The organism is Enterobacter cloacae complex sp. 302F9, assembly GCF_050030335.1.
Taxonomy (GTDB): Bacteria; Pseudomonadota; Gammaproteobacteria; order Enterobacterales; family Enterobacteriaceae; genus Enterobacter; species Enterobacter hormaechei_C.
The window spans coordinates 1,455,227-1,480,594 of record NZ_JBLGUC010000001.1; the positions used below are offsets into that span (position 1 = coordinate 1,455,227).

Consider the following 25,368-nt stretch of genomic DNA (forward strand, 5'->3'; position numbering starts at 1 on the left):
CCCGGCTCGGTTACAGCGTCGGCTCCTGCGGAGGCAGCGGCGAAGCGGGCGGCGACAATACCTGATACGTCTGCACCGGCGCTCTCACGTTCGCCAGATCGAAGTGTTTTTTCACCATGCTGTCGAGGGCGAAGCGCACCGTCCACTGCTTAAGGGGCTGGGTGGTGAACGACACGCGCAGGGTAAAGGCAGTGTTCGTCAGCCCGACGATACCCGCGAACGACGGTTCACCAATCACCAGCCCGCGAATATCCTCCATCTCCATCAGTTCGCTCACCGCATCCCGCAGCGCCTGCTTCGCCTTATCTGCATCCTCATGACGATCGACATCATAATTCGCCACCACCGAACCAATGCCGCGCACAAAGTTGGCAAAGGTGGTGATCGATGACCACGGAATAATGTGGTACGCGCCGGTATCCTGACGTACGCCGACGGAGCGAATGGACATTCGTTCCACCGTGCCGGTGAGCGGTCCGATGGTCACCAGATCCCCGGTGTTCATCCCGTTCTCAAACTGGATAAAAACGCCGGTGATAATATCCTTCACCAGCGTCTGCGAACCAAAGGAGATCGCCAGCCCCAGCGCACCGGCACCCGCCAGCAGCGGGGCGATATTCACGCCGATTTCCGACAGCACAATCATGATGGTGATGGTGCTGATGATCACCGCCAGCGCGTTGCGGCACAGAGTCAGCAGCGTGCGGGCGCGGGCGCTCGGCAGCGGCCTGCCGTGGACATCCGACACCAGACGGTTTTCGATAAGGCTTGCCAGCAGCGTCCAGCCGACGGCGGAGAAGAACAGGATCAGCGCGATACGAATAAGAATATCAACGGTCTTTTCCCCCGCGCCGTTATGCAGCCAGTTCCAGAAATCAAACAGCCCCCACGCGTTCAGCAGTAGCATAATTGCCACGCAGACCGTCAGAATACGCGCCACCTTCAGGGATACCGTCATCCAGCCATTTACCCGCTTTTGCAGTTCCGGGTAGTTACGCTGAACCTGCGGCGACAGGGTGATCGTTTTCGACAGCCAGCGGGAGAGCAGGCCAGAGACAAAGGCCGCAATGCCGATAATCGCCAGGCTTTTGAACGTCGCCCCCATCATAAATTTCAGGCTATTGCCCGGATCGAACAGGGAGAAGAAACAGAGCACAATAAAATAGGCGCTGGCCAGCCAGTGCCACACCAGCGCAAAGGCGCGAATAAAGAGGCTGAAAAAGGAGAGGGAGCGATCGGCCAGGTGCAGCAGGCTGTCGGTGATCGCTTTTTTATTGTGGAAGATGAGGTACAGCGCCCAGACGGTAATGCACAGCATGATCAGCACGTTCGCCAGCGCCCCGAACTGCACGTTAACCTGGTTGGAAATAATCGGCACGGCAACCAGCAGGCCATAACCAATCAACCCGCTCAGCACGCTGAGCCGCACCGCCCAGTATTTGGCGCTCTGATCCGAAATGGCGAAGGGGCGAAGGTCCGGCACGCGCGGGCAGAAGATCAGCCGCAGGAGGGCTTTAAAGAACTCAATCAGGGCAAATGCATTGAGGAACAGTCCCTGCTGAAACGCGATGGTTTTGTTTCCGGTATTAAGTCGGTCGGCCAGCATCTGGCCGACAAACAGCGTCAGGGCCAGCAGCAGCAAATCGATGACAAACGCCCCGGTAATCATTGCCGGAAGATGCAGCCAGCTGCTTTTATGCTGATTCTTTTTGCGTCCCCACTGGCCCATTTTCCGGTAAAGCGGCCAGACAGACAGGCGCAACAGCCAGTAAAAAATGAAGACGGCGCCAGCCAGAATAGCAAACTGGGTGGCGGCTGCGGAAAAGGTGTGAGGATTAAAAGGCTTATGTGAGGTGCCAACCAGGTTGCGATAGAGCTGGGCAAAACGCGACGACAGGGCTTCCCCGTAGCGGCGACTGATGTCGGTGACGTTTTCCAGCACCGTTTTTTCTTCTTCGGCTTCCGGCGGCGCAATAGCAGGAACCGGATCCTGAGGCGGCGTGGCAGCCACCTTCCTCAGCTGATCGATCAGCTCCTGTCGGGACGTGTCGTTCTCAAGCACGTCGGCCAGCGCGCCGTAGGCGGCTTTTTTCTTTTCTGCGTCTGGCTCTGGCGGCGCATTTTGCTGGGTGGCGGTGGCTCCGGTGGTGACGCCGGGAAGGGTTACAGCAAGTGATGGCGCGCTTAACAGGCTAAACAGTAGCAACAGGATCCACGGCACGGCGTCCTCCGACAAAAATATCGTGCAAAATGATAAGTATAGAGCGCGGGGGGCGGAGGGGATTTTTTGGGAACAATCCGGCGTAAAAAAGCCGGGCATGCCCGGCTCTGGGTGTGTCTATCAGGAGACGTGTTGCAGGAACTCCTGGAGGCGCTGGCTTGGTGGGTTCGCAATCAGCGCCTGCGGATTCCCGTCTTCCGCGATACGGCCCTTATCAATGAAGATCAGACGGGACGCCACCTTTTCGGCAAAGCCGATTTCGTGGGTAACGATCACCATCGTCATGCCTTCTTCCGCCAGATCCTGCATAACTTTCAGCACTTCGTGACGCAGCTCCGGGTCGAGTGCCGACGTTGGCTCATCGAACAGCATCATCTTTGGCTTCACCGCCAGCGCACGGGCAATGGCCACGCGCTGCTGCTGGCCGCCGGACAGCTCGGAAGGATAGTGGTGGGCACGCTCCGCCAGACCAACCTTCGCCAGCAGATCTCTTGCCAGCGCTTCCGCTGCCGCTTTGCTGGCCCCGCGCACGCGCAGAGGACCGAACATCACGTTTTCCAGCGCCGTGAGGTGCGGGAACAGGTAGAACTGCTGGAACACCATGCCCGCTTCCTGGCGGATCAGGCGCTCGTCCACTTTCGGATCGTTAACCTTCAGACCATCGACGATCAAATCGCCGCTGGTGATCTCCTCAAGCTTGTTAATGCAGCGCAGCAGGGTGGATTTACCGGAACCGGACGGCCCGATGATCACCACCACTTCGCCCTGCCTGATGTTCAAATCGATATTGTGCAGCACCTGGGTTGGGCCAAAGTGCTTGGAAACGTTTTTAAATTCAATCACAGGATTTTCATCCTTCTTTCAAGACGACGCAGAACAAAGCTCAGGACAAGCGTGATAATCAGATAGACAACGGCGACCGCACTCCAGATTTCCAGAGCGCGGAAGTTACCCGCGATGATCTCCTGGCCCTGACGGGTCAGTTCGGCCACGCCGATAACAATAAACAGCGAGGTGTCTTTAATGCTGATGATCCACTGGTTACCCAGCGGCGGCAGCATGCGGCGCAGCGCCAGCGGCAGGATCACGTGACGAATGGTTTCGCGACGGGAAAGACCTAACGCCAGGCCGGCTTCGCTGAAGCCTTTATGAATCGACAGCACCGCACCGCGGGTAATTTCCGCAATGTAGGCGCCGGAGTTGATCATGATGGTGACAACGGCGGCGCTGAACGGGTCGATGCGCAGGTCGGTGAAGGCCATCGGCAGGGCGAAGTAGATGAACATGACCTGCACCACAATGGGGGTGCCGCGGATCACTTCGATGAAAACCAGTGCGATGTGGTTTGCAATCCAGCCGCCGTAGGTGCGGGCGAAACCGGCCACCAGACCGATAATCAACCCGCCAACCAGACCGAGGACCGAAATCCACAGGGTCATTTTAGCGCCTTCAAGCAAGAGAGGAATGGCAGGCCAGATGGCGCTCCAGTCAAACTGCATGATGTATTCCTGTATACCGTGGTGAAAAACAAAAAACGTAGGCCCGGTAAGCGGAAGCGCCACCGGGCGTTACAAACCTGAAGTCAGGTGAAATTATTTAGGCTCGGTACCGAACCATTTTTTGTAGATTTCGTTATAGGTGCCGTTCTCTTTCAGGGTTTTCAGCGCGCCGTTAACTTTGTTACGCAGGTCGTCGCTGCCTTTCGGGAACGCAATACCGTACTGCTGAGCTTCCAGGGAATCACCTACCGCTTTGAACTTGCCATTACCGGCGGTTTTGATGAAGTAAAGGATGTTAGGCGTGTCGTGCAGCACCGCGTCAGCGCGGTTGGTGCCCAGTTCCATGTAAGCGTTGTCGATGTTCGGGAACTGACGCAGGTCTTTGGTTTTGATGTTGGCTTTCGCGTAATCAACGGAGCCGGTGCCGCTCTTCACGGCGACCACTTTACCGTCGAGATCTTTCACGCTTTTCACGTCGTTGTTATCCGCTTTCACCATCACCAGCAGGCCGCTTTTGTAGTAGCCGTCAGAGAAATCGATGGCTTTTTTACGTTCTTCGGTAATGGTGATGCCTGCCAGCGCCAGGTCAACGTTTTTGGTTTGCAGTGCCGGGATAATGCCGCTGAAATCCATTGGCTTCAGGGTGTAATCCAGTTTGAGTTCTTTTGCGACAGCGGCCCACAGATCCACGTCAAAACCAACGTATTTATCACCCTGTTTGAATTCAAACGGTACGAACGCCGTGTCAGTCGCCACAACCAGTTTGTCGGCGGCCTGCGAGGACACCGCAAACGCCAGGGTAAGTGCAGCCAGTGAAACTTTTAATACAGACTTCATAGCATTTCCTTTTATATCCACGGGGCGATCCCCTGCGAGAACCTCAGGCACAATGAAAAAATCGTGCCAATTTTACAAGCTGTTGTTTTGCAAAGGGGATGATGTCACGCATTGCACAAAAAGCGTGGCAATTCTGCCAGGTTGCACCAGAATGGAGCACCGTTTTGGTGCGCTTCGTTAAGGTCTTCTGACAGGGGGATATTTAGCGCAGAATCTGACGAAAAAACAATCTTCCGTTAACGGTTGTGTGAGGTGATTATTACATTTTATTCACTTTTGCGGCCGTTGCGGGCAAAAGTGCGCACCATAAATGTGCAAAACCCCCGCCAGGGGCGAGGGTTATTCGGACAATCCGCAGGGATTATTCGATGTTGGACTCGATGAACCACAGGAACTGATCCAGGTCGCGTGATGCGGCAGTGAAGATATCAGCGGTATCTTCATCTTTGGCTTCGCCAATCGCTTTACGAACATCATTCGCCACAATCGCATAACGATCCGCCAGCTCTTTCAGGTGATCCTGAACGGTATGGATATCCAGCGGATAGCTTTTCAATGGCGTTTTGCTGTTGATCACCTGTGTTGTACCCAGTGCCACGCCACCCAGCTGTACGGCGCGTTCGGCCATGGTATCCAGGTGAGTCACCAGTGCTGTGCGGAAGCCATCCAGCATTTCATGAACAGCAATAAAGTTTGCACCGCGCATATTCCAGTGGGCCTGTTTGGTGATCAGCGAAAGATCGATGAACTGGACCACCTGGCGATTCAGCAACTCGATGGTCGCTTTTTTATCGCTATCCGATACATCGTTACGGGTATAAAGCAGATTAGACGCTTTCGTTTTCACCAGTTTAGCGGTACTCATAATCTCATATCCTCTTGATGTTTGTGTCCCAGGTAATTACGGAACTAAGTATAGCACCGGATTTTTTCTCTGCGGTTTGGCTCTGCCTATCGGTTTAATAGCGAAAGGAAGGTTGTATTATCAACTATTTGAAAAGTAAGTGGTTTATTTAAATTGATACAGATCAATCTTAATTCGCTTTCCCGGAAGGCGAGCAGGTGAAATATTTTGGCAATATGAGAGAGTTTGTAAGAAATTATTTGAGCTACTGACGTGGCGTATATTCTGCATGGCGGGTTAGCCATGCAGAATTTAAGGCTTAGTTGAGGTCTATTTTTTCCACTTTAGGTTCCGGACGCATGGTCAGGGTGGAGCCCATAGACGCCGCGATAATGGAACAGAGCGCCAGCGTTTGTACCAGGGTCAGGGTTTCACCGAGGAAAATCATTCCTGAGATGGCGGCCAGCGCGGGCTCCATGCTCATGAGCGTACCAAAAATGCGTGTGGGCAGGCGCGTCAGGGCGATCATCTCCAGAGAGTAGGGCAGCGCCGTGGAGAGAATGGCAACCGCCAGCCCAACCGGGAGGATTGACCATTGCCATATTGAGTCTGTCGCTTGTGCCATTCCAATCGGGACAAAGATAACGGCGGCAATCAGCGAGCCTAAGGCGACCGTCGCGGGGCCGTGCTCTTCCCCCGCACGCTGGCCAGTGAGAATATACACCGCCCAGCATGCCCCCGCGCCCAGCGCCAGAGCTGCCCCTGTCAGATCGATTTGTGAAACGCTTTGCCCGAGCGGCAGCAGGAACCATAGCCCCAGCACGGCCAGTACGACCCAGATAAAGTCTACCGGACGACGAGAAGAGAAGAGGGCAACCGCCAGCGGGCCGGTAAATTCAAGCGCGACCGCGATCCCCAGCGGGATCGTCTGAATAGAGAGATAGAACATGTAGTTCATCCCTCCCAGCGCCAGCCCATAAAAAAGCAGTGGCAGTCGCTGCTCCTTTTTAAACCGTAGCCGCCAGGGTTTAAAAACAACCACGAGGATCAGGGTGCCTAATGCGATACGCAGCGCCGTGACGCCGGGCGCACCAACCAGCGGAAACAGCGATTTTGCCAGCGACGCGCCGCTTTGTATGGACATCATCGCGATAAGTATGACTGCCACCGGCATCCAGACCGACGATTTACGAGGTAAACCTGGCATCCTTTCTCCTGTCAATTTATGTCAAATGAGGTAAAAGTCGCAGTGTAATGGAAATAAGCTGCAACGGTTGAGCTACTGTTGAAAAAAATCCAGGGAAAATCCGTAAAATGAGAAAACGTTGATGATTTTATCGCCTGAAAGATTAGGAATAATCTGGATGAACTAAATGGCGATGACGCGCACTATTAGCATTTACAGGTGAAAATCTGGAGTTATTTGAACGAGATAGCTGGTGCTGGAAATGTTCTGTTACAGGAAAGGTCGCATTAGACATCGTGAATGACAAAGAGTTTCACAGAATTTTTTGATATATTTAAAACTTACGGACTTACTTGAAGCACATTTGAGGTGGTTATGAAAAAAATTGCATGTCTTTCAGCACTGGCAGCTGTTCTGGCTGTTTCCGCAGGTACCGCTGTAGCGGCAACTTCTACTGTAACCGGTGGTTACGCTCAGAGCGATATGCAGGGCGTGATGAACAAAACCAACGGTTTCAACCTGAAGTACCGTTACGAGCAAGACAACAACCCGCTGGGTGTGATCGGTTCTTTCACTTACACCGAGAAAGATCGTACTGAAAATGGCTCTTACAATAAAGGTCAGTACTACGGCATCACCGCGGGTCCTGCTTACCGCCTGAATGACTGGGCAAGCATCTACGGTGTTGTAGGTGTTGGCTACGGTAAATTCCAGCAGACCGAAAACCAGGGTCTGAACCGTACTGCAAGCAACAGCGACTATGGTTTCTCCTATGGCGCAGGTATGCAGTTCAACCCAATCGAAAACGTTGCTCTGGACTTCTCCTATGAGCAGAGCCGTATCCGCAACGTTGACGTTGGCACCTGGATCGCGGGCGTAGGTTACCGCTTCTAATCACTTCGGTGAGCCAGTAAAAAATCCGCCCAATGTGGCGGATTTTTTTTGTTTGTACCCTCTCCCCGTGGGAGAGGGCCAGGGTGAGGTCATCAGCCCGCACGAAACGGCAGAAATTACTTACTCTTAATATCGAAAATATCCGTCCCAAGATGGGTATAGTCGACTTTCTGTAACTTAAAGTTGGTAATGTAAACTGGCGGGCCCTTCTTCCCGGAGATAAACGGGTAATCATTTTTTATCTCTTTCGCCTTAATCCCCGTCCATTGTGAGAAGAATTTCAGGAAATCGTTCGCGGAACGGCGCGCTTTGATGATGCGATGCGTTTTGTCATCACTCGACAGCACCATAAACGGTACCTGGAAGTTTTGCTGGAACTTGTCATCGTGTGCCAGATACTGCACCTGTTTACCGCGCTCCTTAAATGCCAGACCGTGGTCAGAGAAATAGACCATCGAGAAGCTGTCGCCGCTGTTGCGCAGCTGTGCGTACAGCTTGCTGAGCAGATCGTCGGTTTGCGTCATGGTGTAGAGATAACACGAGGTCTCTTTGGATTGCACAAACTCCGCATATTTTCCCCCGGTACGATCGCATGCCTGCGGGTGTGACCCCATCAGGTGCAGGACAATCAGCTGCGGCTGGGTGCGCTGAGTAGCAAAGACCTGCGCCGTCATTTTTAGCAACGCTTCATCTTTTGTGTTTTTATCGGCTTCGAAATCACCGCTTTTCAGGAACTGTACCTCGTCGGCACGCTTCGCGATGCTGGCGATGGCGGTATCATACTCGCCGATCTGTCCCTGGTTAGAGAACCACCATGTCTGAAAACCTGCCCGGTTGGCCAGGGTGACAAAATTATCCTGAAACTGCGGTTTTCCATCCACCACGCGGTTGAGCGTCAGACCGAGTGATTTCTGCGTCGAGCCGCTGGCCGCCACGTAGTCGGTAAACAGCGTACCGTTAACGGCGCTGGCAAACGGCGTGTTATCCCAGTGACCGCCAAACGCGCCGAGCGCATCGCGACGCGCGCTTTCACCGATCACCACCACGTAAGTGTGATACTTCGGTTTCACCGCCAGCACGTTCCAGGTATCTTTCATGGTGGAAAGCTCGGCCATACGCGCCTGCTCGTCGAGCACTTCCTCGTTATTCACCACCACGTCTTTGACGAAGCGAAACACCGGATACCCGGTATCTTTAAGCTTAAACACGCCGCCCCAGGCCAGATTTTGTACCGGTGCAACAAAAAACGTCACCACGCTAAAGGCCAGGCACAGGCTTTCAATTTTACCCCATGCCTTTTTCCCGACGGGCTTACGACGAACCGCAATCACGCCGAGGGCAAAAATGAAAAGGCCAACCACGTAGTTGTACCATGGAAAGATCGTCAGGATCTCTGTGGACTCTTCCATATTGGTGGAGTGGAGCGCCAGCAGAGTATTAAAGTTCGGCGCGCCATAGGCCTGGCCAAACGGGAAATAGGCGGCAGCAATCAGACAACAGATCCCGATAAGCATTTTCTGCACGCGCGGTGCGCTTCGCCAGAGCAGGTGAAGAATACAGGTGAATCCGACGGCATAAAGCAGGCTAAAGGGGTAGCCAAGAGCAAAGTTAATCAACAGCGATTGCAAAAAATAGAATCCCGTCCACGGGCTTAAGGCCCGGCTGCGGGTAACAAGTGTATCAATCAGGGTTAGGTTCATAGATCACTATCACGAAAACGCCATGTGCTCACCCTGGCGTCAAGGGTCAAAGCCTGCCGGACAGTGCGTGGAAAGGGAATGAGAGGTCCGCTTCAGCGAGCCGCAAATTGTGCAGGGCTGCAAGAAGATAGTGCGAGCGTGAATTAAGGTCAACAGTTGCTAAACAGATGTTTTGCGAAGGGGGCTGCAAATCCGCAAAAATAATCGGGAACAGGCCAGTTTACAACGTAAGTGTGACGGGAAAATGAAGCGGCGTACCGCGACGCCGCTTAGTGGGAAGAATTGTCGTCCTGCTGCGGTTTGGCGTTAAACATATCGCACAGCATGTTCAACAGCATCAGGCGCACTTTAAAAGGAGAGTGGGTAAACACGTTCATACACCTCTTGAATTCATTCATAAGACCTCCTGATTCATGATCCCTTCGATCCGTGAAGGGTGACTGCATTACATACAGATATAGCACAGGCTATATTGTATAGCTATGGCTAATTCGTTAATTTTTTGTGCTTGTAGAGCTATGGTTTACAATGTGCGCTCCGTTACAGGGCGCTGGAAGCGTCAACCCCATTGAGGAAGCACAATGAACCGTCGCGCAGGTAAGCCAACAACAAAAAAAACGACGCAACTGGTGAACGTTGAAGAGCATGTGGAAGGCTTCCGCCAGGTGCGTGAGGCGCACCGCCGGGAGCTGATTGATGATTATGTCGAACTGATCTCTGATCTGATCCGTGAGGTTGGAGAAGCGCGCCAGGTGGATATGGCCGCACGCCTGGGGGTGTCGCAGCCAACCGTTGCCAAAATGTTAAAACGTCTGGCGTCGGTCGGGCTGATCGAAATGATCCCCTGGCGCGGGGTGTTTCTCACCGCTGAGGGCGAGAAGCTGGCGCAGGAGAGCCGCGAGCGACACCAGATCGTCGAGAATTTTTTACTGGTGCTGGGCGTCAGCCCGGAAATTGCCCGTCGGGATGCCGAAGGTATGGAACACCACGTCAGTGAAGAGACGCTGTTGAAGTTCCGCGAGTTTACGCTCAAATACGGTCCCTCCGCTGAATGAACATCCCCGGCTTGCAGGCCCTGAAACGCGATCGCTTTTTCCATCTTTTACTGATCACTGGCGTTGGGCTCAGCGTCTTTGTGCCCTTCACGCCGCACACCTGGCCGGCGGCCATAGACTGGCGCACCATTATTACTCTGAGCGGTTTGATGATGCTCACCAAAGGCGTGGAGCTGAGCGGCTATTTTGACGTGCTGGGGCGCAAAATGGTGCGCCGCTTCGCCACCGAGCGCAAGCTGGCCCTGTTTATGGTCTTTTCGGCGGCGCTGTTGTCGACGTTTCTCACTAATGACGTGGCGCTTTTTATCGTGGTGCCGCTTACGCTCACGCTGCGTAAGCTGTGCGAAATACCGGTTACCCGTCTGATTATCTTTGAAGCGCTGGCCGTCAATGCGGGCTCGCTGCTCACGCCTATCGGTAACCCGCAGAACATTCTGCTGTGGGGACGCTCCGGCCTGTCGTTTACCGCGTTTACCGGGCAGATGGCGCCGCTGGCGCTGGCGATCGTGGCGTCGCTGCTGGCGGTGGGCTGGTTTGCTTTCCCGAATAAATCGTTGCAGTACCACAGCGGTACAACCGGCCCCCAGTGGCAGCCGCGTCTCGTCTGGAGCTGCCTGGGGCTGTATATCGTTTTCCTTATCGCGCTGGAGTTAAACCAGGCGCTGGCGGGCGCGCTGCTGGTGGCGTGCGGCTTCCTGTTCCTCGCCCGGCGGGTGCTGGTGAGCGTTGACTGGACGCTGCTGCTGGTGTTTATGGCGATGTTTATTGACGTCCATCTCCTGATCCAGCTCCCTGTATTGCAGAACGTTCTCCATAGCGTCAGCGGTCTGTCACAGCCGGGATTATGGCTGACGGCGATTGGTCTCTCGCAAGTGATCAGTAACGTGCCGTCCACCATTTTGCTGCTTAACTATGTTCCCCCAACGGTACTGCTGGCGTGGGCGGTCAACGTCGGCGGCTTTGGGCTGCTGCCTGGCTCGCTGGCCAACCTCATCGCCCTGCGGATGGCCAACGATCGCCGCATCTGGTGGCGCTTCCATTTATGGTCAATCCCGATGCTGCTCTGGTCAGCGGCGGTCGGTTTCGGACTATTCCTTCTCATATAGTGCGCAATTTGTCAGTTTTTCCTGGCAAATGTATAGCAACGTCCTAGCTTTAGTGAACGGCATAGTGTGATGCCGCTCACTGACAGGACTGTTGCTGAACTATGGCAGAAGATCAAAACCCACCTGCTGACGAGCAGGATCAAAACAATAACGAGCGCAAGCGCCCGGGGAAAAAACCGTTAATTATCCTTGGCATCGTGGTCATCGTGATGGTGATTGTGGCGCTGGTCTGGTGGTTTTTAACCCGTAACGAAGAGACCACCGACGACGCCTTCACCGACGGCGACGTAGTGACCATTGCCCCAAAAACGGCAGGCTACGTCACCGAACTTCGCGTGCGGGATAACCAGCGCGTGAAGAAAGGGGATGTGCTGGTGGTGATCGATCCGCGTGATACCACCGCCCAGCGCGATCAGGCCCAGGCCCAGCTTGGGCTGGCGGTTGCGCAGTTGCACCAGGCGCAGGCGCAGCTGGCGCTCTCGAAGGTGCAATATCCCGCCCAGCGCGATGAAGCCAAAGCCCAGGTACTGAAAGCTCAGGCGGATATGGCCAACGCGCAGGCGGAGTACCGCCGTCAGCGCGGCGTTGACCCGCGCGCGACCACGCAACAAAGTATCGATGCCGCGAACGCTCAACTGCGGAGTGCCCAGGCGGGTCTGGCCAGCGCGCAGGCGCAGCTGGAAGTGGCGGAGCAGGTTCAGCTGCAAATCCGCCAGCAGGAGACCAACGTCGAAGCCCGCGAACGGCAGGTCGATCAGGCCAGAGCGCAGCTGGAAACCGCCAACCTGAACCTCTCTTATACCGAAGTCCGCGCCCCGTTCGACGGTTTTGTCACCAAACGCAACGTCCAGCCCGGTACGCTGGTGCAGGCAGGTACGGCGCTGTTCTCGCTGGTTTCCCCGAACGTGTGGGTGGTGGCGAACTTCAAGGAGTCGCAGCTTGAGCGCATGAAGCCGGGCGACAAAGTGACCGTGTCCGTCGATGCCTGGCCGGATATGGAGCTGGAAGGCCATATCGACAGCATCCAGCAGGGCAGCGGCTCGCGCTTCTCCGCCTTCCCGTCGGAAAACGCCACCGGTAACTTTGTGAAGATCGTTCAGCGCGTGCCGGTGAAAATCGTCATTGATAAAGGGCTGGATCCGAACAAGCCGCTGCCGCTGGGGCTGTCGGTTGAACCGAAGGTCACCGTGGAATGACGGATCACAGCCACGATAACTGGAAGCCCGCCAGTAACCCGTGGGCGGTGGCGATTGTGGTCACCCTGGCGGTGTTTATGGAAATTCTGGACACCACCATCGTCAACGTGGCGTTGCCCCACGTCGCGGGGTCGCTCTCGGCCAGCTATGACGAATCCACCTGGGTGCTCACCAGCTACCTGGTGGCGAACGGCATCGTGCTGCCGATTTCGGCCTTTCTGAGCCGCCTGTTTGGTCGCAAGCAGTTCTTCCTGATCTGCATTGTGATGTTCACCATCTGCTCGTTCCTGTGCGGCATCGCCACCGAGCTATGGCAAATCATCCTGTTCCGCGTGATGCAGGGGTTCTTTGGCGGCGGATTGCAGCCTACCCAGCAGTCGGTGCTACTCGACTACTTCAAGCCGGAGGACAGGGGCAAAGCCTTTGGCCTTTCATCCATTGCCATTATCGTCGCGCCGGTACTCGGTCCCACGCTGGGGGGCTGGATCACCGATAACTACTCCTGGCGCTGGGTGTTCTTTATCAATATCCCGGTAGGGATTGTGACGGTGCTGGCCATCTATCAGCTGCTGGAAGATCCGCCGTGGGAGAAAAAGTCGGAAGAGAAGCTCACCGTCGACTGGACGGGGATCGGCCTGATCGCCCTCGGCCTTGGCTGTTTGCAGGTGATGCTCGACCGGGGCGAAGATGATGACTGGTTCTATTCGAACTTTATCCGCACCTTCGCAGTACTGACGCTGGTCGGCATTATCGGCGCGATCTACTGGCTGATGTATGCCAGAAAGCCGGTGGTGGATCTGCACTGTATGAAGGACCGCAACTTTGCGATCTCCAGCCTGCTGATGGCGGGGATGGCGATGATCCTGTACGGCAGTTCGGTGGTTATTCCGCAGCTGGCGCAGCAGGATTTGGGCTATACCGCCACCTGGTCCGGGCTGGTGCTCTCGCCCGGCGCGGTGCTGATTGTGCTGACCATCCCGCTGGTGCTGAAGCTGATGCCGGTGGTGCAGACGCGCTGGATCATCGCCTTCGGCTTTACCTGCCTGGCGGTGTCGTTCTTCTGGTCCCGCACGCTGACGCCGGATATCGACTTCGAAACGCTGGTGCTGTTCCGCAGCGCGCAGTCGATTGGACTGGGGTTCCTGTTTGTGCCGCTGACCACCATCGCCTTTATCTCGATCCCGAGGCGGCTCAATGCCGACGCAGCGGCGCTGTTTACCATGTTCCGCAACGTGGCCGGCTCGATTGGGATTTCTCTCTCGACGGCGGCGATCACCGAGCGCTCGCAGGCGCACAGCGCGCATCTGGCTTACCACGCTTCGCCGTTTAACGAGCAGTTCCAGCTGGCGATTCGCGAAAGCGCCCAGGCGATCCAGAACTTCACCACTCAGGTGGGCGATCCGACCGGCATTGCCACCGGGCGGATGTACCAGACGATGATCGAGCAGTCGCGCTTTCTGGCCTACATCGACGTCTTCACCATTCTGAGCGCGGTGGCCCTATTACTGATTCCGTTTTGTTTGTTGCTCTCGCCGGTTAAGAGCGAGGGGAGTGCAGGAGCACACTGATGATACACAGACGTTTACACCCCCTGATGATAATGATGCTGCTGGTGGGCTGCGCCGTCGGGCCGGACTACCAACAGCCTGCACCGCCCGCCACCACGCACTGGAACGATAAGGGCGACAGCGCGGTGAAATCGCAAACTTCCTCCGCGGCCACTAACCCGCGCTGGTGGAAAACCTTCGGCTCGCCGCAGCTCGACAGCCTGATTGAACGCGCCATCGCCGGGAATCTGACGCTACAGCAAACGGTATTACGCATTGCCGGCGCGCGCGAACAGATTAACCAGGCCGGCGGGGCGTTTTTCCCGTCGGTGAATGGCAATGTGCAGGCGACGCGCCAGCAGCTTGGGCTGGAAGGTGAGCTGAAATCCCACGGCGTGTATGACCAGTTGAATAATGTCGATCCTGAACTGCGGGGCGCGTTAGGCCCGCTGACGCAGCCGATAAACCTCTATCAGGGCAGCTTCGACGCCCAGTGGGAAATCGACCTGTGGGGCAAGGTGCGCCGTCAGGTAGAAGCGGCTGAGGCGCAGCAGCGGGCGGCGATCGAGCAGCGTAACGATGCGCTGGTCTCGCTGGAAGCCGAAGTGGCGCGGGCGTGGCTACAGCTGCGTGGGGCGCAGAGCATCATTGCCACGCTTAATACGCAAATTGAAAGCGCACAGCAGACGCTGGATCTGACCGAAAGCCGCCAGCGGGGCGGGCTGTCGCCGCAGATGGACGTGGAGAACGCCCGGGCGCAGCTGGGCAATCTTGAAGCGCAGCTGCCGCAGTATCAGGCGCAGGAACGCCAGGCGATGAACGGGCTGGCGATCCTGCTCGGCAAACCTCCGGGCGCGCTGGATGCCGAACTGCAATCCGTGCAGCCGATGCCTGCCCTGCCAGATATTGTGCAGACCGGTATTCCGTCGACGCTGGCCCGCCGTCGCCCGGACGTGCGCGAAGCCGAGGCGAATCTCCATGCCGCCACGGCGCAGATTGGCGTCTCGGTGGCAGAACTGTTCCCGAGCTTTACCCTCTCCGGACAGTTTGGCCTGCGCAACAGTGAATCTAACTGGCTGACCGACTGGAGCAGCCACTTCTACAGCTTTGGCCCGCAGGTTTCCATACCGATTTTCCAGGGCGGTCGGCTGGTCTCCAGCGTCAAGGTGGCGCGCGCGCAGCAGGGGGCGGCAGTGCTGGACTATCGCCAGACGGTACTGACGGCGCTCGGCGACGTTGAAAACGCGCTGGTGAGCTATCGCACCGACCAGCAGCGTGAAGCGGGCCTGGCGAAAACCATCGACGCGCTGCAAAACGCCTTTGATCTCGCCAGCGACAGCTACCGGCAGGGGATCGCCAGCTTTATTGACGTGCTGGACGCCCAGCGTCAGCTCGCTCAGGCCGAACAGCAGCGGGCGCAGGCGCAGGTGCAGAGCGCGCTTGACCTGGTGGCGCTCTACAAAGCCCTCGGCGGCGGCTGGGAGCCGTATCAGCAGGTACGGCTGCCAGACTACAGCGTCTTTGGCGACGCCCCGCGCGGATAGATTCAGAGGATTGGGCAAGAAACGGACAGGAACGCCACATTCGCGATGGCTGGGGGGCGGGTATAACTAACAGACACCCAATCGACATGCGAGGAAAGCGTTATGCGTTATCAAAAACTGGGCAATACCGGACTGTTTGTTTCTGAACTCTGCCTCGGCACCATGACCTTCGGCGGTGAAGGCGGCATGTGGGGCAAAATTGGTCAGCTTCAGCAAAGCGACGCCGAGCAGCTGGTGGGCCGCGCGCTGGACGCCGGGATCAATTTTATCGACACGGCAGATGTCTACTCGGAAGGGCGTTCAGAGGAGATCACCGGGCAGGCGCTGAAGAACCTGAAAATTCCGCGCGAAAACGTGGTCGTTGCCACCAAGGTGTTCGGTGAAACCGGCACAGCGGGGGTGAACTCGCGCGGTAGCTCGCGCTATCACATCATCAGCGGCGTGAAGGAGAGCCTGCGTCGCTTGCAGCTGGATCATATCGATCTCTATCAGCTACACGGTTTCGACCCCGCGACCCCCATCGAGGAGACGCTTTACGCGCTGGATAATCTTGTGCAGCACGGTCACGTACGCTATATCGGCGTCTCGAACTGGGCGGCATGGCAGATTGCCAAAGCGCTCGGCATCTCTGAGCGTCTGGGGCTGGCGCGTTTTGCCTCATTGCAGGCGTACTACACCATCGCCGGGCGCGACCTTGAGCGCGAACTGGTGCCGATGATGCAGAGCGAAGGCGTCGGGTTGATGGTATGGAGCCCGCTGGCGGGTGGTCTGCTGAGCGGAAAATACGATCGCGACGGGCAGAGCGCGGCCGGTAGTCGTCGCCTGGCGTTCGACTTCCCGCCAGTGAATAAAGATCGCGCCTTCGACTGCGTGGACGTGATGCGTACCATCGCTGAAAGTAAAGGCGTTTCCGTGGCGCAAATCGCGCTGGCGTGGCTGCTGCACCAGAAGGCGGTGACCAGCGTCATCATCGGGGCGAAACGGGTCGATCAGTTGGATGACAACATTGCCGCAACCGGCATTCAGCTGAGCGATGATGAGCTGAAACAGCTGGATGCGGTCAGCGCGCTGCCGCGCGAGTATCCTGGCTGGATGCTGGAGCGCCAGGGCGAGTACCGTCGCAATCAGTTAGCGCAACAATAACCTTTCTTTCCCCGGTGGCGCTTGCGCTTACCGGGGCTGCGTTCCCTTGTAATGACATATTAACGTTATGTCACTACACGAAATACCAATGGGCTGTTCTCTTCTTCCGCTGTTTCAGTATGCCAGCTTTACGAACGCACAGGGCGGTACCCGGGAAGAATCACTCCGGGCCAATGCGTGCGTTTCATTAATGCGCGCATCCGTGTATTAAGGATTGCCTTAATCCTCTCCAAATGATATTAATTATCATTCTTATTATAAAAATAATGGCAGTTTAAAATATCTGGCAAGGATGTGAGCTTAACGATCGATCACTTTTACGTTAGGCATGTATTAGGGAATGGGTATGAGAATTATCAAGATCTTCTGGCCGCTCACTGCGCTCCTGGCAGGGTTGAACAGTCAGGTATCACTGGCAAAATCCTCCGATGATAACGACGAGACCCTGGTGGTGGAAGCCACCGCTGAGCAGGTACTCAAACAGCAGCCGGGCGTGTCGATTATTACCAGCGAAGATATTAAAAAGAACCCTCCGGTCAACGATCTCTCCGATATTATTCGCAAAATGCCCGGTGTCAATCTGACCGGCAACAGCGCCTCGGGTACACGTGGTAATAACCGCCAGATCGACATTCGCGGCATGGGGCCGGAGAACACCTTAATTTTAATTGATGGTGTGCCGGTGACGTCGCGCAACGCCGTGCGTTATAGCTGGCGTGGAGAGCGTGATACCCGCGGCGACACCAACTGGGTGCCACCGGAACAGGTTGAGCGTATTGAAGTGATCCGCGGCCCTGCGGCGGCACGCTACGGTTCGGGCGCAGCGGGCGGGGTGGTGAACATCATTACCAAACGCCCTACCAACGACTGGCACGGTTCGCTGTCGTTATACACCAACCAGCCGGAAAGCAGCGACGAAGGCGCTACGCGTCGCGCCAACTTCAGCCTTAGCGGGCCGCTGGCTGGCGATGCGCTGACCATGCGCCTGTACGGAAACCTGAATAAAACCGATGCCGACAGCTGGGATATTAACTCCTCGGCCGGTACGAAAAACGCGGCCGGGCATGAAGGGGTGCGCAACAAAGATATTAACGGCGTTGTCTCGTGGAAATTAAATCCGCAGCAAATTATCGATTTCGAAGCCGGATATAGCCGCCAGGGGAATATCTATGCGGGCGATACGCAAAACAGTTCTTCCAGTGCCGTCACTGAAAGCCTGGCGAAATCCGGCGAAGAGACGAACCGCCTGTACCGGCAGAATTATGGCATTACACATAATGGTATCTGGGACTGGGGTCAAAGCCGTTTTGGTGTCTATTACGAGAAAACCAATAACACCCGCATGAATGAAGGATTATCCGGAGGCGGTGAAGGGCGTATTTCGGCGGATGAAAAGTTCACGACCAATCGCCTGAGCTCCTGGCGAACCAGCGGCGAGCTTAATATTCCGCTGAATGCGCTGGTCGATCAAACGCTGACCGTGGGTGCGGAGTGGAGCCGCGATGAGCTCGACGATCCTTCCTCTACCAGCCTGACCGTGGATGACAGTGATATCGGCGGCATTTCTGGCTCGGCTGCGGATCGCAGCAGTAAAAACCATTCCCAAATCAGTGCGCTGTATATTGAAGATAATATTGAGCCGGTTCCCGGCACGAATATCATTCCCGGCCTGCGCTTTGATTATCTCAACGATTCCGGCGGTAACTTCAGCCCCAGCCTGAACCTCTCGCAGGAATTGGGGGATTACTTCAAAGTCAAAGCGGGGATTGCCCGAACCTTTAAAGCACCAAACCTGTATCAATCCAGCGAAGGTTATCTGCTCTACTCGAAAGGCAACGGTTGTCCAAAAGATATTACATCGGGCGGCTGCTACCTGATCGGTAATAAAGATCTCGATCCGGAAATTAGCATCAATAAAGAAATTGGGCTGGAGTTCGCCTGGGAAGATTACCATGCCAGCGTGACCTACTTCCGCAATGACTACCAGAATAAGATCGTGGCCGGCGATAATGTTATCGGGCAAACCGCTTCCGGCGCATATATTCTCCAGTGGCAGAACGGCGGGAAAGCGCTGGTGGACGGTATCGAAGCCAGCATGGCGTTCCCGCTGGTGAAAGATCGTCTGAACTGGAATACCAATGCCACCTGGATGATCACCTCGGAGCAAAAAGACACCGGTAATCCGCTGTCGATCATCCCGAAATACACCATTAATAACTCGCTTGACTGGACCATCACCCAGGCGTTCTCTGCCAGCGTCAACTGGACGTTATACGGCAGACAAAAACCGCGTACTCATTCGGAAACTCGTAGTGAAGATACTGGCGGTCTGTCAGGTAAAGAGCTGGGCGCTTATTCGCTGGTGGGGACGAACTTCAATTACGATATTAATAAAAATCTGCGTCTTAACGTTGGTGTCAGCAATATCTTAGATAAACAGATTTACCGATCTTCCGAAGGGGCGAATACCTATAACGAGCCTGGCCGGGCTTATTATGCCGGTGTTACCGCGTCATTTTGATCGTAGTGTTACAGGTGTACTGCCCGCGTCAAGGCGGGCAGTGTTTAGCGGCTTAATGAATGACAGCCAGCTGTGTTACCTGCGTTTTCACCACTGATATCTAACAGCGCTCCGCGGAAGGAGGCGTTGAACATCGGCCCGTGTCCCAGGTTTGGGAAATCCCAAAAGGCGGCATTGACGCCTTTATCTTCCAGCGTGGCGAGGGTGGCATGAATTTTCGTCAGCACTCCGGCAGCATGCGTTTCCCGGTTATCGCCCGGCGTCGCCGAACCTTCCATTATCATCAGGCGCCTGGCGCAGTATTGCGACGGCTCAACCGCCGTGATGCGGCTCAGTAGCGCATCATGGCCTCTGCCCAACGACGGGCTGGCGCTGTAATACGTCCGGAAATAAGGGGAAGACAGCCATGCATCCAGCACGAACAGGCCGCCGTAGGAGTGCCCCCACAGGCCGCGACGCTGCCGATCGATATTCAATCCCTGTTCCACCTTTGGCGCTATACGCGTTTCCAGTAACTGGCGAAAGTCGTTGCTACCCCCACTCTTACGGCTAAAACGCCCGTTGCGGGTATCCGTTTTGCCGCTTTCTGCTGCTGGCGTATAGTCGTAGGCCCTGCCGTTGAGATCGAAGGGGAGGTTGGTCTGATACCCGACAGCCACAATCACCGGCGGTGATTTTTCTGCCAGCTGTTTGAGCAGGTCGTCGTTCAGGCGGTCCATAACTGCGTTGCCGTCGAGCATATATAAAATCGGGTAGCCCGACGCCGGTGCGGCTTTATTTGGCACGGCCGTCCATACCCGATAATGGCGGCTGCCATCGGCGGAGTCGAACGAGTTGACGCTGAAATGGTAAAACGCAGAGCCTTTATCGGCGATATTCGGCCCCAGTGGCTGCATATCCGGCTTTGCGAAAGCGTGCGCATTCCAGATAAGGGTGAGACCAGAAAGAAGAGTGACAAGCGCCTTGCGTGAGCGTGTTGGGCGATACTCGCGGGCATACATCTGATGTTTATTCCTTTTCCGCAGGTGACATTTTCTTTATTCAGGAAGCCTGTACAGTTGCCTGAAAGTGTTCGCGGGTCAAGTCAACCCTGGAGTAAACCAAGCCCGTCAATCAGTGCGCCGCGCCACCATGCGTAATCGTGACCCCCGGTATACATTGCGCAATGGCTGTCGACGCCAGCGGTAAGCAACTGCTGATGCAGCCGCTGAACGTGGGGTACCGTCGAACCTTCCAGCGATCCCACGCACAGGCGGATGCGCACGCCCTGCGGCGGGGCAGAAAGCAGATGTTCGCTCACCCATGACGTATCGGTTTCGCTGAACACGTTTGGCCGGCTGGCACCCTCTGGCGTCCACCACATCGAAGGGGAGTGGCTGAGCGCCAGCCCGAACGTTTCCGGTGCGTAACGAGCGGCCATGAGCGCGCTGACCCCGCCGAGGCTCTGTCCGGCCAGCACGGTGCGCGAACGGTCTGCCCACCGCCGCTGCGGGTGTTCGGCGCGGATCGTCGGCAACAACTGGCCGGCGATATCCTTTATCAGCTCGCTGCGCCCGCCGAGTATCGCAGTTCGCTCGTGTTCATCGATATTGTCGATGCCAAGTACAGCCACAGGCACGATGCGTCCGTTGTTTATGGCGGCGTCAATTGCCGCGCATACGCCAAGGTGATCGAACCAGGTTTCACCATCGGGCAGTACCACCAGGCCGAGGGGCTGCGAAACATCAACGTCCGGCAGATAGAGCCGAACCCGGCGCGATTCCCCGGCGAGAGTGCGCGCCGAGGTAAGCAATTGCCCGCTGGGTGACCCGCCGCGCCATTCGGACTGGGCGGGGGCTTTATCAAGCGCCAGCACCGACTCCTGTGTGCTTCCCCGAACGTTGATCCCCGGCGTTTTGTTTAGCGGATCGGCGTGCCCGACGAGGGTAGCAAAGCGGCCTCCGGACTGTGCAATCGTCTCGGCCGGGGTGCCGGGGGGATTTCCACCAGCGAATAGGAGCCGCAGTAGCTTGCAGGTAAACGCAGTGTCAGAGTCCAGATATCCGTCGCGGGAAGGGCGGTCATCATCCCTTTCGCCACGTGCTCTTTATCCGTCACCCGATTCAGACGCAGATAAACGCCCTGTAGAGGGTGCCTGGCGCGCCATAGAAATGTCACATCACGCTCGTCTTTCGCTCCGTCGACTGGCGTCACCAGCGGTACATTTAGCGACTCAGCGTCTCGCCAGAAGTCAGAAAGGTTAGCAATGTGGCCTGCTGCCAGCTGGCTGCGCAGCCTGGCGATAGCAGAGGGATGTTGTTGCATGTTCAGCATTCACTCTCTTTGAATATGAAGGGTGTCAGTATAAATAGCTAAAGCGGCTATTCCGGGAACAGCCGCTTTAGCGCGTGTTTTGTAATGTCTTACGTGCGCAATTACTCTTCCACGATTTCCCCCGTGATGTCGTGCTGGCGATGGGGAACAGAGCTGCCGACGCTGTCATGCCACAAGCGGGTGTAGAGGCCGCCGGCCGCTAACAGCTGTTCGTGGGTGCCGTATTCCGCAAGCTGCCCCTTATCGATAACGGCAATCAGATCGCAGCGCTGCGCGGTGGTCAGACGGTGCGCCACAATCAGCGCCAGGTGCTTCCCGGCGTGCGCGACGTCTGTTAACGATGACATCAATCGCTCTTCGGATGTGCGATCCAGGCGTGACGTGGCTTCATCGAGCAGCAGGATGTGAGCATTCGCCAGTTGTGCGCGGGCCAGCGCAATCAGCTGGCGCTGACCTGCGGACAGATCGGCACCGCCGTTATTCACCGGTGTGCGGAATCCCTGCGGCAGATTGCGCACCGTCTCATACAGCCCTGCCTGTTGAGAGGCAATCTCAATGTCGTCATTGGTACTGGATGGCCGTGAATAACGAATGTTTTCCGCGATATCACCACTAAACAACGCCACATCCTGATCGACCAGCCCAATCTGGCGACGGTAATCGGCAAGCGAGGCATCATCAATTATCCGATCGCCAATGCTGATCCTGCCGTGGGTGGGGGAATACAATCCGGCGATCAGCTTAATCAGCGTTGACTTACCCGCACCGCTGCGACCAACGACCGCGACGACCCTTCCCTCAGGGATTGTCAGGGTAAGTTTGTTCAGCGCGGGTTCAGGGCTGTCGGGATAACTGAACGTGACCTCATCAAGATGCAGCGCGCCGGTGGCGGGCGGTGCGGAAGAGGGCTCGATGTTCTCTGTGCCTTCGGTCGCCAGCAGTTCATTGATATGTTTGCCGCTGGCCGTCGCCTGCTGCCAGGCGTCGACAATTCCTGATAACTGCTGCACTGGCCCATAGAATTGCCCCAGCAGCAGGAAGAAAGCCGCCAGCACCCCGGCGGTCATTTCGCCTTCGGCGACCCGCGATGCACCCACCAGAAGAACGGCGGCATAGGAGGCCTCGGTGCAGAAGGTCAGGAACGGGAAATAGACGGCAAGGTATTTTTGCGCACGTACGCGGGTCGCACGGAACCGATCCGATAACGCGCGCAGCCGGGCGGCTTCCTGTTCCTGCTGGCCATGCGATTGCACAACGCGCAAGCCGGAGACTTTCTCCTGCAGGGTGCTGTTGACTTTGCCTATTTCCAGCCGCGCCTGCGCATAAGCAGGGGAGCTGAGGCGGCGATAAATCCAGGTTGCCAGTGCGACCACTGGCACCGCGCTTAATGCCGTCAGCGCCAGGAGCGGGTCGAGCCAGAACATGGCGGCGGCGATGGCGAACATTGTCACCAGGCTGGTGGCTGCACCGGCAAGGCCGTTTTGCAGAAAGCGGGCGAGAGAGTCCACATCTACGGTCATGCGGGTCAGACGCGAATCGACATGCTTTTCATGCCAGGGGAGACCAAGACGCAGCATATGGCCGAAGCTGCGCAAGCGCACCGTATGCTGGACTGACTCTGCCGCTCTGGCGGCGAAGACAGTCTGTAGTGAATAACAGCACCAGCTCACGGCCACCAGGCACAGGGCGAATAGGGCACAGAGGCCGATAGTCGACATATCGCCTGTGGCAACGCCGGAGTCAATGCCGCGCTGCAGCAGTATCAGTACCCCGACGCCTGCCGCCGAATCGAGGGCGATCAGCAGGGCGGCGATGACGAACATCCACGCCACGGGCTTCAGCAGCGACGTAACTTTGCGGCCTTTACCGGCCAGCGCCTGCTGTACTGCATTTTCCGGCACGCGCGTCATACGGGCGACAAAGCCTTTATCCCCCGTCTGCGCCGCATCGTCTTGTGCCGCTGGTACGGTCGGCCACAATCCGTTAGGCCCACTGTGGGAAGGCGCGAGGAAATCGCCGTCGCCGGTCATCAGCGCGCGGAACGCCGGACAGCGCGCTTCAAGTTCTGCCTGGGTTCCGGTGTCCACCACCCGGCCCTTATCCAGCACCACAATCCGGCTGGCTAACTGAAGCGTCGAACGGCGTCGGGCAATCACCAGCAGCATATGCTTTTCGTCAGCATAGCGACTCAGCGCGGTGTTGATCTCCGCTTCAGTACCGGCATCGACCGCCGAGGTGGTGTCATCGAGGATCAACACTTCCGGCGCGGTAATGAGCGCCCGTGCCAGCGCGATTCGCTGCCTCTGTCCGCCGGAAAGATTCGTACCGCGTTCGGTTAATTGGGTATCGAAACCTTTCGGCAGGGCGTTGATAAAATCGCTGGCTCCTGCTGCCCTCGCCGCGAGGCGAATGTCGTCCGCCGTTGCCTGAGGGTGCCCGTAGGCGATATTTTCCGCCACCGTACCGGCAAACAGAAAAGCATCCTCAAACACAACGCCTACCCGACGACGAAGCGCCTCCAGCCTGAGATCGCGGAGGTTCTGTCGGCCTGCGCTGGTGTTGAGCCATATCTCTCCGGCGCTGGGATCGTAAAAACGCGCCAGCAGCATCAGCAGCGTGGATTTCCCGGAACCCGATGCGCCCACTACCGCCACCGTTTCACCGGCGTGCAGGGAAAAGGAGACATCGCTGAGGATGCGTCTGCCGCCACGGTACTCGAAGCTCATATTCTCCAGTTGCAGCCCGATAACCTGACCGTTAACCGCCTCCGTCCCGTCTTCCATCTGCGAACGGGTGTCGATCAGAGCAAACACGCGCTCCACGGACGCCTGGGTGCGCTGGGCGATAACCAGAAACGATGCCAGTACACGGGTTGGCCCGGTCAGCATCGCGAGGAAGCTGGCAAACGCCACGAAGGTGCCGAGATCGATGCGCCCGTGCATAACCGACCAGCCGCCGTAGCACAGCAGGACGATTTGCCCGAGCACCGGTAGCGCCAGCATGGTGGCACCTGGCATCGCCTGCGAGATGGCCGCGCCGATGCGTACCCGCACCATCTGCCGCGACTGGCGATCCAGCCAGCGCGTTTCACGCAGCTCCGCCACGCAGGATTTTACCACTGAGATCTGCGCCAGCACCTCGCGCATATGTTCGGTGAGATTTGCCAGTCGGTCCGAGGCCAGCCCGGTTTGCGCAAAGACCCGGCGACGCGCGCGCAGCGCAGTGATAGCCAGGCATGTCAGTACGCACACGACGATGAGCGTCATGGCGGGTGACATCCACAGCATCACGGCAATGCCGGCAATGTAATAAGTGAACACCGCCAGCGGCACCGGGCACATCTGTAGCAGGGTATGCACCTGCTGCAGATCGCTGTTGGTCCGTGAAATCACCTGCCCGGTGCGCAGTGCGTCCTGGCCTGCGCCGTCAAGTTTTTGAATACTGTCGAATGCCCGTCCTCGCAGGGTGTGCTGCACCCAGAGCGAGAGCTCCCCGGCATAACCGCGGCGCACGTAGTTACCGATGAAATCAAAAAAGGCAATCAGCAATAGCCCGCAGGCCAGCCACGGCAGACGAGTCGGATTGCCCGCCAGCGCGTCGTTCACCGCTTGCCTTGTCAGCAACGGCGTCAGCGCGGCCAGCAGAATGGTCGAGACCGACGCTACCACTACGATGATGCTAAGTTTCTTACGTTCCCAGCACACGCGTGCCAGGCGAACTATCCAGGACCGCGCAGGAGTGGGAGAGTGAGTCGCAGGCATT

The 25,368-nt window shown here is 56.8% G+C and carries 18 protein-coding genes and 1 pseudogene; 8 read left to right on the forward strand and 11 right to left on the reverse strand.

From position 1 onward, the window contains the following. Window positions 1-10: 10 nt before the first annotated feature. From ybiO to rhtA, 6 genes are all read right to left on the reverse strand, one after another. The gene (gene ybiO, locus ACQG0T_RS06900; RefSeq protein WP_063157828.1) at window positions 11-2,221 is read right to left on the reverse strand and encodes a mechanosensitive channel protein; all 2,211 of its coding nucleotides are present in this window, start codon (window positions 2,219-2,221) and stop codon (window positions 11-13) included. 120 nt (window positions 2,222-2,341) lie between these two features. Next, on the reverse strand, window positions 2,342-3,064 hold the full coding sequence (glnQ, locus tag ACQG0T_RS06905; protein WP_023296158.1) for a glutamine ABC transporter ATP-binding protein GlnQ: 723 nt from the start codon (window positions 3,062-3,064) through the stop codon (window positions 2,342-2,344). Beyond that, window positions 3,061-3,720 (reverse strand): glutamine ABC transporter permease GlnP, encoded by a 660-nt coding sequence (gene glnP / locus ACQG0T_RS06910; protein WP_003858462.1) that lies wholly within the window; start codon window positions 3,718-3,720, stop codon window positions 3,061-3,063. The genes glnQ and glnP overlap by 4 nt, the downstream gene beginning before the upstream one ends. Before the next feature lie 93 nt (window positions 3,721-3,813). After that, entirely contained in the window at window positions 3,814-4,557 is a 744-nt protein-coding gene (glnH, locus tag ACQG0T_RS06915; RefSeq protein ID WP_003858455.1) for a glutamine ABC transporter substrate-binding protein GlnH, read from the reverse strand. 361 nt (window positions 4,558-4,918) lie between these two features. Then, window positions 4,919-5,422: a DNA starvation/stationary phase protection protein Dps gene (gene dps / locus ACQG0T_RS06920; RefSeq protein ID WP_000100801.1), complete on the reverse strand. Its 504-nt coding sequence runs from the start codon at window positions 5,420-5,422 to the stop codon at window positions 4,919-4,921. Window positions 5,423-5,720: 298 nt separating this feature from the next. Continuing rightward, a complete protein-coding gene (gene rhtA / locus ACQG0T_RS06925) occupies window positions 5,721-6,608 on the reverse strand; it encodes a threonine/homoserine exporter RhtA (RefSeq protein WP_017384917.1) in 888 nt (295 codons plus the stop codon). A 354-nt stretch (window positions 6,609-6,962) separates the two neighbouring features. Here rhtA and ompX point away from each other — a divergent pair, with 354 nt between their 5' ends. After that, window positions 6,963-7,481, forward strand: coding sequence for an outer membrane protein OmpX (ompX, locus tag ACQG0T_RS06930; protein WP_003858450.1), 519 nt, complete (start codon window positions 6,963-6,965; stop codon window positions 7,479-7,481). Between the two features lie 116 nt (window positions 7,482-7,597). Here the strand turns inward: ompX and ACQG0T_RS06935 are convergent, their stop codons facing one another. Together ACQG0T_RS06935 and mntS are read right to left on the reverse strand one after the other, a co-directional pair. Further along, on the reverse strand, window positions 7,598-9,181 hold the full coding sequence (locus ACQG0T_RS06935; RefSeq protein ID WP_271040611.1) for a phosphoethanolamine transferase: 1,584 nt from the start codon (window positions 9,179-9,181) through the stop codon (window positions 7,598-7,600). 269 nt (window positions 9,182-9,450) lie between these two features. After that, window positions 9,451-9,579: a manganase accumulation protein MntS gene (mntS, locus tag ACQG0T_RS06940; RefSeq protein WP_017384915.1), complete on the reverse strand. Its 129-nt coding sequence runs from the start codon at window positions 9,577-9,579 to the stop codon at window positions 9,451-9,453. 183 nt (window positions 9,580-9,762) lie between these two features. Here mntS and mntR point away from each other — a divergent pair, with 183 nt between their 5' ends. The 7 genes from mntR (at window position 9,763) to iroN (ending at window position 19,293) form a co-directional block, all read left to right on the forward strand. Beyond that, complete coding sequence (gene mntR / locus ACQG0T_RS06945) at window positions 9,763-10,236, forward strand: manganese-binding transcriptional regulator MntR (RefSeq protein WP_015571059.1); 474 nt, start codon at window positions 9,763-9,765, stop codon at window positions 10,234-10,236. Continuing rightward, entirely contained in the window at window positions 10,233-11,342 is a 1,110-nt protein-coding gene (locus ACQG0T_RS06950; RefSeq protein ID WP_017384914.1) for an anion transporter, read from the forward strand. Before mntR ends, ACQG0T_RS06950 begins: the two co-directional genes overlap by 4 nt. A 101-nt stretch (window positions 11,343-11,443) precedes the next feature. Next, window positions 11,444-12,538 (forward strand): HlyD family secretion protein, encoded by a 1,095-nt coding sequence (locus ACQG0T_RS06955; protein WP_015571057.1) that lies wholly within the window; start codon window positions 11,444-11,446, stop codon window positions 12,536-12,538. Beyond that, the gene (locus ACQG0T_RS06960) at window positions 12,535-14,106 is read left to right on the forward strand and encodes a DHA2 family efflux MFS transporter permease subunit (RefSeq protein WP_015571056.1); all 1,572 of its coding nucleotides are present in this window, start codon (window positions 12,535-12,537) and stop codon (window positions 14,104-14,106) included. The genes ACQG0T_RS06955 and ACQG0T_RS06960 overlap by 4 nt, the downstream gene beginning before the upstream one ends. Then, window positions 14,106-15,629 carry an efflux transporter outer membrane subunit gene (locus ACQG0T_RS06965; protein WP_017384913.1) on the forward strand — a complete coding sequence of 508 codons (1,524 nt, stop codon included), beginning with the start codon at window positions 14,106-14,108 and terminating at the stop codon, window positions 15,627-15,629. The genes ACQG0T_RS06960 and ACQG0T_RS06965 overlap by 1 nt, the downstream gene beginning before the upstream one ends. Before the next feature lie 102 nt (window positions 15,630-15,731). Beyond that, window positions 15,732-16,772: an aldo/keto reductase gene (locus tag ACQG0T_RS06970; RefSeq protein ID WP_015571054.1), complete on the forward strand. Its 1,041-nt coding sequence runs from the start codon at window positions 15,732-15,734 to the stop codon at window positions 16,770-16,772. Between the two features lie 346 nt (window positions 16,773-17,118). After that, complete coding sequence (gene iroN / locus ACQG0T_RS06975) at window positions 17,119-19,293, forward strand: siderophore salmochelin receptor IroN (protein WP_023296162.1); 2,175 nt, start codon at window positions 17,119-17,121, stop codon at window positions 19,291-19,293. A 44-nt stretch (window positions 19,294-19,337) separates the two neighbouring features. Here the strand turns inward: iroN and ACQG0T_RS06980 are convergent, their stop codons facing one another. The 3 genes and pseudogenes from ACQG0T_RS06980 to iroC form a co-directional block, all read right to left on the reverse strand. Further along, window positions 19,338-20,294: an alpha/beta hydrolase gene (locus ACQG0T_RS06980; protein WP_032647796.1), complete on the reverse strand. Its 957-nt coding sequence runs from the start codon at window positions 20,292-20,294 to the stop codon at window positions 19,338-19,340. Between the two features lie 83 nt (window positions 20,295-20,377). Further along, window positions 20,378-21,606, reverse strand: a pseudogene (locus ACQG0T_RS06985) (alpha/beta hydrolase-fold protein). Window positions 21,607-21,707: 101 nt separating this feature from the next. Then, window positions 21,708-25,367, reverse strand: coding sequence for a salmochelin/enterobactin export ABC transporter IroC (gene iroC, locus ACQG0T_RS06990; RefSeq protein WP_047735303.1), 3,660 nt, complete (start codon window positions 25,365-25,367; stop codon window positions 21,708-21,710). Between the last annotated feature and the right edge of the window lies 1 nt (window position 25,368).

What these genes read in the sequence shown, in the direction of transcription:
- glnP (WP_003858462.1), bottom strand. Translation starts at nt 3,720, where the DNA reads ATGCAGTTTGACTGGAGCGCCATCTGGCCTGCCATTCCTCTCTTGCTT.
- glnH (WP_003858455.1), bottom strand. Translation starts at nt 4,557, where the DNA reads ATGAAGTCTGTATTAAAAGTTTCACTGGCTGCACTTACCCTGGCGTTT.
- dps (WP_000100801.1), bottom strand. Translation starts at nt 5,422, where the DNA reads ATGAGTACCGCTAAACTGGTGAAAACGAAAGCGTCTAATCTGCTTTAT.
- rhtA (WP_017384917.1), bottom strand. Translation starts at nt 6,608, where the DNA reads ATGCCAGGTTTACCTCGTAAATCGTCGGTCTGGATGCCGGTGGCAGTC.
- ompX (WP_003858450.1), top strand. Translation starts at nt 6,963, where the DNA reads ATGAAAAAAATTGCATGTCTTTCAGCACTGGCAGCTGTTCTGGCTGTT.
- ACQG0T_RS06935 (WP_271040611.1), bottom strand. Translation starts at nt 9,181, where the DNA reads ATGAACCTAACCCTGATTGATACACTTGTTACCCGCAGCCGGGCCTTA.
- mntS (WP_017384915.1), bottom strand. Translation starts at nt 9,579, where the DNA reads ATGAATGAATTCAAGAGGTGTATGAACGTGTTTACCCACTCTCCTTTT.
- mntR (WP_015571059.1), top strand. Translation starts at nt 9,763, where the DNA reads ATGAACCGTCGCGCAGGTAAGCCAACAACAAAAAAAACGACGCAACTG.
- ACQG0T_RS06950 (WP_017384914.1), top strand. Translation starts at nt 10,233, where the DNA reads ATGAACATCCCCGGCTTGCAGGCCCTGAAACGCGATCGCTTTTTCCAT.
- ACQG0T_RS06955 (WP_015571057.1), top strand. Translation starts at nt 11,444, where the DNA reads ATGGCAGAAGATCAAAACCCACCTGCTGACGAGCAGGATCAAAACAAT.
- ACQG0T_RS06960 (WP_015571056.1), top strand. Translation starts at nt 12,535, where the DNA reads ATGACGGATCACAGCCACGATAACTGGAAGCCCGCCAGTAACCCGTGG.
- ACQG0T_RS06965 (WP_017384913.1), top strand. Translation starts at nt 14,106, where the DNA reads ATGATACACAGACGTTTACACCCCCTGATGATAATGATGCTGCTGGTG.
- ACQG0T_RS06970 (WP_015571054.1), top strand. Translation starts at nt 15,732, where the DNA reads ATGCGTTATCAAAAACTGGGCAATACCGGACTGTTTGTTTCTGAACTC.
- iroN (WP_023296162.1), top strand. Translation starts at nt 17,119, where the DNA reads ATGAGAATTATCAAGATCTTCTGGCCGCTCACTGCGCTCCTGGCAGGG.
- ACQG0T_RS06980 (WP_032647796.1), bottom strand. Translation starts at nt 20,294, where the DNA reads ATGTATGCCCGCGAGTATCGCCCAACACGCTCACGCAAGGCGCTTGTC.
- iroC (WP_047735303.1), bottom strand. Translation starts at nt 25,367, where the DNA reads ATGCCTGCGACTCACTCTCCCACTCCTGCGCGGTCCTGGATAGTTCGC.